Genomic DNA, 12,598 nt, shown 5'->3' on the forward strand with positions numbered 1-12,598 from the left:
TTTACTACTAATAAGTTTATAGTCACTTTATATTTTTTCAAATTAAAACGATATATAGTAAAATAAATTTGTTATAATTTTACTATAATTTATTAGTATAAAAGGTTAGGAGCAAACAAAATGAAAATTGGAATTGTAAGTGATTCAGCTACTGGTTTTACCGTTGAAGATATGAAAAAATATCCTGAAATAATAATTATTCCTTTAAATATTATTGAAGGAGAAAATGCTTATGATGATAATAACATTGATATTGATAGCGAAACAATTCGTAAAAAGATGATTGATGAACACTGTATTTTAAAAACTAGTCAAACTAGTCGTGGTAAACTTGAACAATATTGAGATAATGCTTTAAGTAAATATGATCAAATTTTATTTTTACCAATTGCTAATAATGCTTCAGGACAATATGCAAGTTCACAAGTTTTACAAAAAGAAGAAAAATATAAAAATAAAGTTCATATTTTAGAAACAGGTGCTGCTTCAATAACTTTAAAATTTATGGTTTTAATTGCTTTTACTCTTGTTAAAAATGGAAAAAAAATTCCTGAAATTTTAGGAATTTTAAATAAATTTCGTAAAACTTATGAATCTTATATTGCTCCTAATGATTTAAAATTTTTGGCTCGTGGTGGTAGATTACCAATGAGTAAAGCAAGAATTGGTAATTTTTTACGTTTTAAACCAATTTTAAGATGTAAAGAAACAATTGATAATATTGGTAGAGTTAGAACCTTAAGTAAAGCTATGGAAGAAATGTTAGATATTATTACTAAAATTAAAGATGTTACTAAAGAAACAATATATATTATTGATGGTTGATGTAGAAAAGATATTATTGATGAAGCAATTAAAAAAGTAAAAAATAGAGGATTTACCAAATATAAAGTTGAACCATTATGTAATATTTTAAAAACACATACTGGTAATAATACTATTGGTTTTTCAGTAGTACCTAATCAATGAGTAAAAGAAGTCTAATAAAAAAGTAGTTTTATAAAAAATGATTAAGTATTCTGTTTTTTAGAAAATATATAAAAAACTTTAAATCTAAAAAAGAATGTTAGTAAAGGTTAATTTAGTTTACTAACATTCAGATTTTTTCAACTTATAAATAATAAAATATTAAATATTATGATTTAAATTCTTATTAATAATTAAAGTTTTAAACTAAAGAAATAATTGAAAAAATTTAATAAAATAAATATTTATAAATCAAAGTAATGGTTTTTTAATTTATTGAGTTTTAACTATAAAATTAAAAAATATTTTTATTAAGTATCCTTAACCATTTCATAGTATAACTATTTTATTTTTTTAATTTTAATAGCCATTTTCATTTAGTGGTATTTTAAATCAAAAACCTTCATAACAAACAACATTTCCAAAATTATTTTTATATTTTTGATAAGAACGACAAATATTATTATAGACTTGATAATAGCGTTTTTTATTAGTTTTATCAATGTGGTAAACTTTTAATATTGCTTCTTCCATAGTGTCATAAACATCTAAACAGTTATCTTCTTTATGATATCTCGCATAAATAAAATTATTTTTTTTCATTTTTAACTCCAATACTTTTTTATATATTCCCATAATTTAAGATTTACTTAGAACATAGATTATATTTATAATATTTAGGATTTTAAAAAAATATGAAATGGTGTAAGAACATTAAATTAGTTTGTAAATTTATAAAAAATAAAATGATAAGTTAAATTTATGACAATATTAAAAATATTGTTAATAACATAAATTGATAACAAATTATTTTTTTATAGAATATAGTTTTAATTGAAAAATTATTATTTATTGTTTATTTTTGAATTCTAAGTAAATCTTAATTTAAGTCTATAATTGAAAAAATGAATATACAATAATAAATTCACTTTTTTATAAAAAGGCGAATTTATTTCATAATTTTATATTTATTGTAAAATTAAAATTAAAATTTTATTTAATTTTTAACTAATATTTTTTAAATTTATTATTTTATTTTAAATAAATTTTTACTATTTTAGTGGTTTTTTATTTTTTTATTATAAATTATTTTTCATTTTTTTAGATTTATTTGAAAAAATATTAACTAAACACTTTCTATTTTAAATGATAAAAAGTAAAATAATGTTATTGTTAATAAAACAAGAAATAAGTATATTAATAGTTTTAAAAAAACTACTAAGATATTTTTAAAATTTAATGGAGGATGAAAATGCAAACTTTTATTGGAATTATAGGTTATTTAGCCGGAATATTGTCTATTATAACATTTATTCCACAAGCAATAAAAACAATAAAAACTAAGGAAACTAAACATATAATCTTATCAACTTATATTATTTATAATATTGCTAATCTTTTTTTCTTGATATTTGGAATACTTTCAGTAACATTACCAGTAATGTGACCAGAAGGTGCTGATACTCTTGAAATTGCAATTTGAGGTTCTACCTTAATAATACCGTATACAGTAACAATGACTGCAACTAATTGTATTATTTATGTTAAAGTAAAAAATATGAAAACGTTGGGCAAAAATGCTAAAACTTTGGAGGAATAAAAATAATGGCAAATACTGAATGATGAATTATTACTATAATAGGGATTATTGGAGCACTTATTGCTGTTATAGCATTTTGTCCACAGTCTTTAAAAACAATAAAAACTAAAAAAACAGATGGTATTTCTTTACTTACATTTATTCTTTATACAACAGCTAACAGTTTATGAGTATTATGGGGCATTATTCATTTATCATATCATGGTGGATCTGAATCAACAATTTTAATGAAAGATTTAGTTATAATTTGTCCTAATACACCTTGTGCAATATGATCAGGAATTATTCTTGGTATTAAAATTAATAATATGTATAAATATGGTGAAGATTGTAAAAAATGAAAAGGTAAAGTAAATATAAAGAGTGACTTTTAATAGTTTATTTTTTATTAAAAATAATAATTTATTACTAAAAATGCATTGTAATGATGCATTTTTTAATAGTTATAGTAGTAAAATACTTATCAAAATTAAAAATATAATTTAAGTTATAATATATTTATAATTAAAAATTCTGTGGGGTTAAATAATGATAATTCAAAATGATGTTTATAAAATTCTAGTACAAGTAATCCTAGAAAAAGGTCATTGTAATGTTTTATTAGCACAAATGATGCGAGATAAAAATCTAACATTATCAGAAAAAGAAGCAATTGAAAAGATAGTACTAGGAACCTTAAAAAATCAAATTTATTTAGATTATATATTAGACTTCTTGCAAAACCTATCTATTAAAAATTAAATTTTTAAAATAAAATTAAAAATAAAAAAGATAGGTAATCTATGATGTTTGATAAATTAAAAACTATTAATAATCCAGAATTATTAAGATTAACTGGTATAAATGATATTATTTTTAATAAAATTCTAGAAATTTTAAAGACAGAAGAAGTAAAAAAGTTTAAAAATGGTGGTACACCTAATAAATTATCATTAGAAAATCGTTTATTAATGACTTTAGAATATTGAAGAGAGTATCGAACTTATTTTCATATTGCTAAAAGTTATGGAATTAGTGAAAGTAGTTGCTATAGGAATATCAAGTGAATAGAAAATACTTTAATAAAACATCCTGATTTTCAACAACTTGATGGGCAAAAATCACTGTTAAATAATAATTTTAAAGATAAAACAGTTATCATTGATGTGACTGAAAGTACTATTCAACGCCCAAAAAAAGTCAAAAACAATATTATTCAGGAAAAAAGAAAAAACATACAATAAAAACTCAAGTCATAATTGAAAAAGATAGTAAAAAAATTATAAGTTCTTATTTTTCTTATGGTAAAAATCATGATTTTAAAATTTTAAAAAATTCAAAAACGAAATTTTTATCAGAAACAACTATTTTAGTAGATTTAGGATATCAAGGTATACAAAACATACATAAAAATGTCTTATTACCTAAACGAAAATCAAAGAAAAACCCTTTAACTAAAGAAGAAAAGAAAAATAATAAGGCTATTTCAAAAATGAGAGTTGTTATTGAACATGTTTTTGCGATTCTTAAAAAATTTAAAATTATTAGTGAAAAATATCGAAATAGAAGAAAAAAATTTGCATTAAGATTTAATTTAATAGCTTCAATTTATAATTTACAATTATTAATTTAAATATATTTGATAATTTAATATTTTATTTTTTTATTTGAAATAATAATTTTTGTTGTATTTTAATGACAAAAAATAAAACATATTTTGAATAATAATTTTTAAAAAATATTAAAAGTGTTATTAAAATAAATTTTTAAACTTAAAAAATATGATTAATATCATAGTTTTGCAAGAAGTCTATTAAATCAAATATGAAATGTTTTGAAATCAGTAATTACTATTCCTTTTCACATAACTATTTTATTATGAATAGTTTTATATGAAATCTATTTTTTAGAAATTACTAATAAAGAAATCTTCATTGAAAATACTTTAAAAAAAGTAAGCACCATTGATAATAAACTAACATTTATTATTTCTAAAGTATTAGATTTATGTTTTACTGAATTTAGATCAGAATTTAACTTACAAAACGAAAGTAAACAAAATATTAAATTAATTAAATATAGTTATCCTAGTTGATTATACTCTTTAATAAAATCACAATTTAGTATTAATATTGCAAATCAATTGATAAAAGATAACTTAAGAATGCCATTAATTAGTTTTAGAGTTAATACATTAAAAACTACTGTTAATAAAGTGTTAAACAATGAAAATTATAAATCTTTTAACTTTTGTTTAAGCGAGATAGTATCTGATGGTATTATTAGTTCAAAGTCAATTTTTAACACAAAATTATATGAAAATGGTGAAATTATTAAACAAGATCAAGCAAGTATGCTAGTTAGTCATATTTTAGATCCACAACCATATGATGAAGTATTAGATATGTGTGCAGGAATTGCTAGTAAAACAGCCCATATGGCAGCTTTAATGTCTAATCACGGTAAGATAGTTGCTTGTGATATAAATGAAGAACGATTAAAAATTGGTGCTACTTATTTGAAAAAATTAGGCGTAACAAATACTGAACTTAAATATGGTGATTCTACAATATTAGATTTTAATAATAAATTTGACAAAATTTTAATTGATGCTCCTAGTACTGCTTGAGGTTTAATTAAAAGAAAACCAGAAGTTAAACTTATCAATTAAAGTAAAGAAGAAATTAATCAGTTAATTACTGTTCAAGCAAAATTATTAAATAAGGCTTATCAACTTTTAAAACCTGAAGCGATAGTTGTGTATGTTACTTGTACTTTCAATATTAAAGAAAATCAAAATCAAATTGAGAATTTTGTTAAAAATCACCCAGATATGACAATCATTGCAGAAAAACAATTTTTTGGTTTTAATAACAATACTGATGGATTTTATATTTGTAAATTAAAAAAAGGAATATAGAGGGACAGTTTATGAAAATAAATGCTAGTTATAAAACAGATGTTGGTAATTATCGTACAAATAATCAAGATGCCGTTTTATATTTAACAAATAACACTGGACAAGTTATTGGTGTTGTTTGTGATGGATTGGGTCGTCATAAATGTGGTGAAGTGGCCAGTAATATGGCTGTTAGTATGTTAAAAAAATTTTTTGAAACAACAGATTTTACTAAATTAAAACATGATAAACAAATTCATGCATGATTACAAGAAAAGATAGAAATTATTCAAATTGAAATGAATAATTTTAGTTTAAGTAATGAACAAGCGCTTGATATGGGAACAACTATGGTAATAATTTTAATTACTAATAACAAAGCTTATTTAGTAAATATTGGTGATTCACGTATTTATCAATATAGTGAACAAGGATTAAAACAGTTAACAGTTGACCATAATATTTTAAATTTATATTTACAAAAAAATACAACTAAAGAATCAAGTTTTGATTTAAATCACACTTATTGAAAGGCATTGACTAGTGCTCTTGGTCCACGTAAGCCATTAAAAACCGATATTTTTCATTTACCATTAATAATTCCATCATATTTTCTTTTAACTAGTGATGGTGTTCATGATTTTTTAGAAGAATATGAAATAGTTAATATTTTAGAAAAAAATGGAAATATTAATAATAAAGTTAAATTATTAATTAAGCAAGCATTACTTAATGTTTCAACTGATAATGTTACTGCATTATTAATGGAAATAAAATTTTAGTCTTTTGATATTTTTGTGTAAAATATAAATTATAAATAAGTTAGTAATTTTTAAAAAATAAATTTAAAAGTAATGGTGAAACTAATGGAAATAAATAAATTATTGAATAATCGTTATCATATTTTAAAAATTATTGGTTCGGGTGGTATGGCTAAAGTTTATGAAGCACAAGATAAATATTTAAATCGGCAAGTTGCTTTAAAAGTAATTAATCCAATTTCACCGCTAGATGACTTAATAAAAGAACGATTTTTGCAAGAAATTAGAGCAGTATCTAGAGTTAGACATCCCAATGTTATTTTGGTATATGATGTTTTTATTGATAAGAAAGATTGATGCTTAGTTTTTGAATTATTAGAAGGTAAAACATTAAAAGAATATTTAAGTAATTATTCGGTTTTATCAGTTAATGAAGTTATAGTTATTATGAAAGAAATTTTAAAAGGGGTTAATGCGTGTCATTCAGTCAATATTATTCATCGTGATTTAAAACCTGAAAATATTATTTTAACTAGTAGTGGAGCAATTAAAGTTTTAGACTTTGGTATTGCTGTTATTGATGATTATGAAGTTAAAAAACATGCTAATCAAGTTGTAGGAACAATGAAATATATTGCTCCAGAAGTAGTAAAATTTCAAAAACCAACAATTCAAAGTGATATTTATGCTTTGGGTATTATATTATATGAATTATTAGTTGGTAAACCACCTTTTTTTCATAAAAATCCACAAATATTAGCCGCTAAACATATTAAAGAACCAATGCAATTAATTCATGAAATTAATAAGAATATTCCACAAAGTTTAGAAAATATTATTTTGAAGGCAACTGCTAAGAATATTAATGATCGCTATCGGACAATTAGTGAATTGAGTAATGATTTAGATTGTTGTTTAAAAACGGAAAATAAAAATAATATGTTATTTAAGAAAAATTACTTAAATTCACAAAAATTAAAAAAACCATTTTATTTAAAAAAAGAATTTTTATTATTTTTAATTTTAATTATATTATTACTTATTGGTGTTATTATAAGCATATTAATTTTATATTAATTGGAGGACACTATGAATTTTAAACAAGGAATAGTTATTGGAGTTGCAAATAACTTTGTTGAAGTAAGAATTGAAAATCAAATTTTTTCTTGTTTAATCAAAGGAAATTTAAAATTTCAAACAGCAAAAATTTTAGTTGGTGATTATGTTAAAGTTAATTTTAAAGATGATAAAAATCCTTTGGTTGAATCAATTTTACCTCGATTTAATGAACTATATCGACCAAGCATTGCTAATGTTGATCAAGTATTAATTGTTAGTTCTCTTGTTAATCCTTTTCTTAGTAGTTTTCTATTAAATAAATTATTAACAATTTTTAATTATTATCATTTAAAAATAATTTTAATATTTACAAAAATTGATTTGGTAACTAAAGATAATGAAGTTTGAACAAAAGTTAAAGCATATCAGAATTTAAATTTACCAACAATTTTTATTTCAAATGTTAAAAAAAATGGTATTGAAGATTTAAAAAAAGTTTTTACAAACAAGTTATCAATATTAACAGGTACTTCAGGAGTGGGAAAGAGTTCAACTTTAAATAGTTTGGATAATAATTTAAAATTATGAACACAGGATATTTCTACAAGTTTAAATCGTGGTAAACATACCACAACTAAAACTCGCCTTTATTTTTTACATGATGGTATTATTGCAGATACACCTGGTTTTTCGGTCTTTCAGTTACAAGGTCTAAGTAGTATTGATATTGCTACTAATTTTCCTAGTTTTACTAATATTTGACAAAATTGTAAGTTTCGTACTTGCTTACATCAGCAAGAACCAGAATGTGCAATTAAAAAAGCAGTTGCAAATAAAATAATTTCTAGTTTTTTTTATGAAGATTATTGTAAAATTTTAATAGAATTCAATAAAATTAATAATTTAAAATAAAGGATGGTAATATATGAAAAAAGAAGTAACAATTGCCGCTAGCATTTTAACTGCTAACTTTCTATCTTTAAAAGATGATTTATTAAATTTACAAAATGCAGGAATTAATTGAATTCATTTTGATGTTATGGATCATCATTTTGTTGAAAATTTAAGTTTTGGTGCAAAAATATTAAGTGATGTATGTAAATTTAGTTCTAATATCAATATTGATTGTCATATGATGGTAAAGATAACAACATCAAAAGTATGTGATTATTTAAAACCATTTATAATTTTACCGCAAGTTAAAAATATTACTTTGCATTATGAAGCATTAACAGAAGAACAATTAAAAGAATTTCTGCAGTGAAAAAATCCTGGTTTTAAAAAAGGAATTGCCATTAATCCTGATACACCAATTTCAAAAATTTATGATTATTTGAAAGATCTTGATACAATTTTAATTATGAGTGTGCAACCAGGTGCGGGTGGACAACGTTTTTTAGATTTAACTATTAATAAAATTAAAATGTTAGTAAAACATATCGATAATAATTTTCCAAATATTACAATTGCTGTTGATGGTGGCATTAATAATTTAACAGCAAATGATTGTATTGCTGCTGGTGCTAATTACCTAGTAGCGGGTAGTTATTTATTAAATAGTGATAATTCAGTAAAAAAACAAGTTGCGATGTTAACAAATTATGAAAAATAGTGATATTAAACAATTAGTAATTGTTTGTCGTGATTATAATTTAAATTGAGAACAATTTATTAATCCAATTTTTATTGGTGTTGAAACTGTGAATTTGTCAAGAAAAGTGGACAATTAAAGTAACCTTTTATTAAATTTTATAAAATAGTGTTTGTAAGTGTTAAATTTGTAGATATGAAGTAATTATTTGTTGATTTGGAATGAGCTAATCGATATTCGATTGGACTCATTCCTTTTAATTTTGTTTGAGGTCTATCGTTATTATAAAAGTAAATATATTTGGGTAAATTTTCTTTTATTCATTCAATAGTTCTGTTTTTTCTTAGAATTTGATATAGAAATTCTGTTTTCATTGTTCCAAATCAAGATTCAGTAGCACCATTATCACAAGAATTACCTCTTCTAGACATCGAAATTTTTATTTTTAATTCGTCACATAAGGTTTTATAAGAAGGATTTGTATAATAGACATATTCCGTAATTAAATTTTTTAAAAGTCAATTAATAATTTTAAAATTTATTTTATAATTTTGTTATTAACAATAAATTTAGAAAAGTGTTGATAAAAATGATTTTTGAAAATTTAAAAAAATTAAAAAATGAAGAATTTTATAGATATTTTGGTATAAAACGTTTTCATTTTAATGAAATGTTAGAAAAATTAATTGAAATAGAAAAATTAGAAAAAAATAAAGGTCGAAAAAATAAACTTTCAGTAGAAGAAAGATTAATGATGACTTTATTATACTGAAAAGAATATTATACTTTTTTTCAAATGAGTATTAAATCTAAAATGAGCCCATCAAGTTGTTTTCGAAATATTACTTGAGTAGAAAATAAACTTAGTAACCACAAAGATTACCAATTTTTAAAAGAAAGATATAAATTAAAAATTGATAAAAAACAAGAAAATTCAAATGAATTTCAATTTTATTTAATTGATTCAACTGAGATTGAAATTGAAAGACCAACTAAAAAAAACTACAGTTAGAATATTTTTCTGGTAAAAGTTGAATGTATTCTATAAAATTTCAAATTGTATATGATTTTTTTAATAAAAAAATTGTTGATATTTTTGCTGATAATGGTAAAGTGCATGATTTTCAAATATTAAAAAATTCAAATCTTGAATTTTCAGAAAAAACAATAATTATTGGTGATTTAGGATATCAAGGTATACAAAATATTTATAAAAATACAATAATACCAATTAAAAGAACTAAAAATAAAAAATTAACTAAACAAGAAAGAAAATACAATAAGATTGTATCTAAAATTAGAATTAAAGTTGAACATGTCTTTGCTTGATTGAAAAGATTCAAAATTTTAGTAAATAAATGTAGAAAATCTAAATTTAGACTTATGTACTTAAGATTTAACTTACTTTGTGAAATTTTTAATAAAATAAAACCATTAAAATAAAAAAAATATTAAAAATATTTTTTTAAAATTTAAATTTTTATCGAGTTAATATAAAAATATTATTAACAATTTTTTGTTTAAAATGTAAACTCATTTTTTAAACTATTTTTTCAAAAAATATTTATTTCTATATTCAATAACACTAAATAGTTTTAAAACAATTTTATTGACAATTAATTAAATTTAATTACGGAATATGTCCAATGAAATCCTTGGTCTGATTGTAAAATTCATGAAGTAGGTTTTTGAGCATTAACTCAAGCTTGAATAATGTTTTGGACAACAAATGTCATATCTAAACTTGCGCTTATTTTATAATCTAATATTTCATTATTATGAAAATCTTTAACAATTGATAAATAATATGTTTTACCATTAGTCAATAAATAAGTTATATCAGTACCTAATTTTTGATTTAAATCAGTAGTTGAAAAATCACGATTTAATAAATTATCATATCTTAAACTTCCTGATTTAGTTTTATAATCAAATTTCTTTATGCGAACCTTAGCTTTTAAACCCATATTTCTCATATATCTATATACAACATGAAATTTTAATTTTAAATTATAAATTTTGTTAATTAATAAAGTTATCATTTTATAACCATAAATTTCTTTAAATTCATAAAAAATATTTTTAATTATATTAGCTAAAAATTTATCTCATTTATTAAATTCATTCATTCCGTTTTTAATTCATTTGTAATATCCTGATTTTGAAACCTTTAAAAATCAACATAAATAACTAATCTGATATTTTTTCTTCAAGGAGAAAATCAGAAAATATTTCTTCTTTTTTGTCGATTTTTCTAAATACTTTTTTATATCGTTCATTACCTCAATATATTGAATTAATTCTTGTTTTGTCATTTCATTAAAATTTAAAGATTTGGTTCGACCTGTTCTTTTGGTTTTTTTAGCACGAATTCCATTGCCATATTCTAAACCTTCTTCACCTAATAATTTGTATGCTTTAATTCATTCTTTTATTGATGATCGGCCAATACCATATTCTAATGCAGTTTTATCAATCGTTTTAATTTTACTTATTTTTATTATTTTTAACTTTTCTTCTTTTGATAGTCATTTAGCCATAAAAAAAATTAACACCTTCCTTAAAGTATTTTTAACACAAAGGTTACAATTCTGTGTCTACTTTATTCTAGATGTTCACAAAGAAGAAAGACCAAAACTAATTATTAAAAAAGGAAAATGTTTAGTTTTTTTACATAAATAATTTTTAAAATTTAGAAAAACTAATTATTATTTTATGACAAAAGTATATTAATAAAATCTTAAAAAAAAGATAGTATAATAAAAATCATAAACTTAATATAAGTTTTCTAACCCTTATTTTTATTAAAAATAAATGGGTTTTTTTATTTTTTAAAAGAGGAGAAATTAAAAAATGGTAAAAGAAAAACTGTCATCTGCAACAGAGTTAATAAAAAAACTTGAAAGTATAAAGTTAAGATATCAAAAACAACATAATACTCAAATTCCTTATTTTAAAAGAATTATTGAAGAATTAAAAGGTATATCTTTGGTTGCAGATATTCCTAATGTTATTAAAAATCTTAAATATCTTCAAGATAATTGCGGAAAAAGTACTAAAAAATATTCTGATAAAGCAATAATGCCAATTTTATCTTTGTTTACTGTAACTATTAGTTTTTTAGAAGCACAAGCAAATAAGGGAACATTGGCAATAGATTTTAAAAATATATATAAATATGATTTAAGTAATGTTTTAACTACTTCAGAAGATAAATTATTTGTATTAGGTTCACAAACTGATTTAGAAGTTGAAATAAAGCATAGAGATAGTTCTAAAAGTTTAGATGATTTAACACTATATGATAGTTCAGACATTAATGAAATTTTTAAAGAAATGCAAGAAAAAATACATGATTTAAAAATACTAAAAAAAGCTAAAAATAAAATATGTGGACAAATTAATAATTTTAATTTGAATTTCAAAAATGAAAAACAATTAGCAAGAAGATGGTGACATTGACCACTTAAATTTTTAACTTGTGGAATGTGAAAAAGTAATAAAATTAAAGCAATTAATAATAAATATAGTAAGGATAGTTTTGATAAATTAATTGGCGAACATAATGGATTAAATACTAAAATTAATGAGTTAGAAAGTGATATTAAAATTTTAAAAACTAAAGTTAATAAATCAGAAAAAAAAACTAAAATATTAGGAAGTAGTAGTTTAAATTATGGTAAAAATGGGTAATGTTTAGTAATCTGTGTAACTTACAAAAAAACTATGTTTAATTAATTCTA

At 21.3% G+C, this 12,598-nt stretch carries 16 protein-coding genes and 1 pseudogene; 14 read left to right on the top strand and 3 right to left on the bottom strand.

Going from position 1 to position 12,598, the window contains the following annotated elements; translation table 4 throughout:
- The first annotated feature begins 120 nt into the window (after nt 1-120).
- Nucleotides 121-984, top strand: coding sequence for a DegV family protein (locus tag AACL24_RS11875; protein ID WP_339046911.1), 864 nt, complete (start codon nt 121-123; stop codon nt 982-984).
- A 342-nt stretch (nt 985-1,326) separates the two neighbouring features.
- On the opposite strand, the gene AACL24_RS11880 is transcribed toward AACL24_RS11875, so the two are convergent.
- A complete protein-coding gene (locus AACL24_RS11880; protein ID WP_339046913.1) occupies nt 1,327-1,602 on the bottom strand; it encodes a hypothetical protein in 276 nt (91 codons plus the stop codon).
- Nucleotides 1,603-2,218: 616 nt separating this feature from the next.
- Between AACL24_RS11880 and AACL24_RS11885 the strand changes: the two genes are divergently transcribed.
- The 10 genes and pseudogenes from AACL24_RS11885 (at nt 2,219) to AACL24_RS11930 (ending at nt 8,994) form a co-directional block, all read left to right on the top strand.
- Nucleotides 2,219-2,566: a SemiSWEET family sugar transporter gene (locus tag AACL24_RS11885; protein WP_339046915.1), complete on the top strand. Its 348-nt coding sequence runs from the start codon at nt 2,219-2,221 to the stop codon at nt 2,564-2,566.
- 5 nt (nt 2,567-2,571) lie between these two features.
- Complete coding sequence (locus tag AACL24_RS11890) at nt 2,572-2,940, top strand: SemiSWEET family sugar transporter (RefSeq protein ID WP_339046917.1); 369 nt, start codon at nt 2,572-2,574, stop codon at nt 2,938-2,940.
- A gap of 154 nt (nt 2,941-3,094) precedes the next feature.
- Entirely contained in the window at nt 3,095-3,307 is a 213-nt protein-coding gene (locus AACL24_RS11895; RefSeq protein ID WP_339046919.1) for a hypothetical protein, read from the top strand.
- 41 nt (nt 3,308-3,348) lie between these two features.
- A protein-coding gene (locus tag AACL24_RS11900) for an IS5 family transposase (protein ID WP_339045885.1) occupies nt 3,349-4,178 on the top strand; the annotation gives its coding sequence in 2 pieces (ribosomal slippage) (nt 3,349-3,745 and nt 3,745-4,178; 831 coding nt in all).
- Between the two features lie 531 nt (nt 4,179-4,709).
- Nucleotides 4,710-5,465: pseudogene (locus tag AACL24_RS11905) on the top strand (RsmB/NOP family class I SAM-dependent RNA methyltransferase).
- An 11-nt stretch (nt 5,466-5,476) separates the two neighbouring features.
- On the top strand, nt 5,477-6,226 hold the full coding sequence (locus AACL24_RS11910; RefSeq protein ID WP_339046921.1) for a protein phosphatase 2C domain-containing protein: 750 nt from the start codon (nt 5,477-5,479) through the stop codon (nt 6,224-6,226).
- Nucleotides 6,227-6,310: 84 nt separating this feature from the next.
- The gene (locus tag AACL24_RS11915; protein ID WP_339046923.1) at nt 6,311-7,282 is read left to right on the top strand and encodes a serine/threonine-protein kinase; all 972 of its coding nucleotides are present in this window, start codon (nt 6,311-6,313) and stop codon (nt 7,280-7,282) included.
- Between the two features lie 12 nt (nt 7,283-7,294).
- Nucleotides 7,295-8,176 carry a ribosome small subunit-dependent GTPase A gene (rsgA, locus tag AACL24_RS11920; RefSeq protein ID WP_174481522.1) on the top strand — a complete coding sequence of 294 codons (882 nt, stop codon included), beginning with the start codon at nt 7,295-7,297 and terminating at the stop codon, nt 8,174-8,176.
- Nucleotides 8,177-8,189: 13 nt separating this feature from the next.
- Nucleotides 8,190-8,876 carry a ribulose-phosphate 3-epimerase gene (locus tag AACL24_RS11925; protein ID WP_252319571.1) on the top strand — a complete coding sequence of 229 codons (687 nt, stop codon included), beginning with the start codon at nt 8,190-8,192 and terminating at the stop codon, nt 8,874-8,876.
- Nucleotides 8,866-8,994 carry a hypothetical protein gene (locus AACL24_RS11930; RefSeq protein ID WP_339046926.1) on the top strand — a complete coding sequence of 43 codons (129 nt, stop codon included), beginning with the start codon at nt 8,866-8,868 and terminating at the stop codon, nt 8,992-8,994. The genes AACL24_RS11925 and AACL24_RS11930 overlap by 11 nt, the downstream gene beginning before the upstream one ends.
- Before the next feature lie 19 nt (nt 8,995-9,013).
- Here the strand turns inward: AACL24_RS11930 and AACL24_RS11935 are convergent, their stop codons facing one another.
- The gene (locus tag AACL24_RS11935) at nt 9,014-9,286 is read right to left on the bottom strand and encodes an IS3 family transposase (RefSeq protein ID WP_339046928.1); all 273 of its coding nucleotides are present in this window, start codon (nt 9,284-9,286) and stop codon (nt 9,014-9,016) included.
- A 158-nt stretch (nt 9,287-9,444) separates the two neighbouring features.
- On the opposite strand from AACL24_RS11935, the gene AACL24_RS11940 reads away from it, so the two are divergent.
- On the top strand, nt 9,445-9,867 hold the full coding sequence (locus tag AACL24_RS11940) for a transposase family protein (protein ID WP_339045912.1): 423 nt from the start codon (nt 9,445-9,447) through the stop codon (nt 9,865-9,867).
- Between the two features lie 23 nt (nt 9,868-9,890).
- Complete coding sequence (locus tag AACL24_RS11945; RefSeq protein WP_339045908.1) at nt 9,891-10,298, top strand: transposase family protein; 408 nt, start codon at nt 9,891-9,893, stop codon at nt 10,296-10,298.
- 173 nt (nt 10,299-10,471) lie between these two features.
- On the opposite strand, the gene AACL24_RS11950 is transcribed toward AACL24_RS11945, so the two are convergent.
- Nucleotides 10,472-11,395 carry an IS3 family transposase gene (locus tag AACL24_RS11950; RefSeq protein WP_339046930.1) on the bottom strand — a complete coding sequence of 308 codons (924 nt, stop codon included), beginning with the start codon at nt 11,393-11,395 and terminating at the stop codon, nt 10,472-10,474.
- A 313-nt stretch (nt 11,396-11,708) separates the two neighbouring features.
- Between AACL24_RS11950 and AACL24_RS11955 the strand changes: the two genes are divergently transcribed.
- Nucleotides 11,709-12,548, top strand: coding sequence for a hypothetical protein (locus AACL24_RS11955; protein ID WP_339046932.1), 840 nt, complete (start codon nt 11,709-11,711; stop codon nt 12,546-12,548).
- The last annotated feature ends 50 nt before the right edge of the window (nt 12,549-12,598 follow it).

Origin of the sequence: Spiroplasma endosymbiont of Colias croceus (genome assembly GCF_964020095.1) — a bacterium.
Taxonomy (GTDB): domain Bacteria; phylum Bacillota_I; class Bacilli_A; order Mycoplasmatales; family VBWQ01; genus Spiroplasma_E.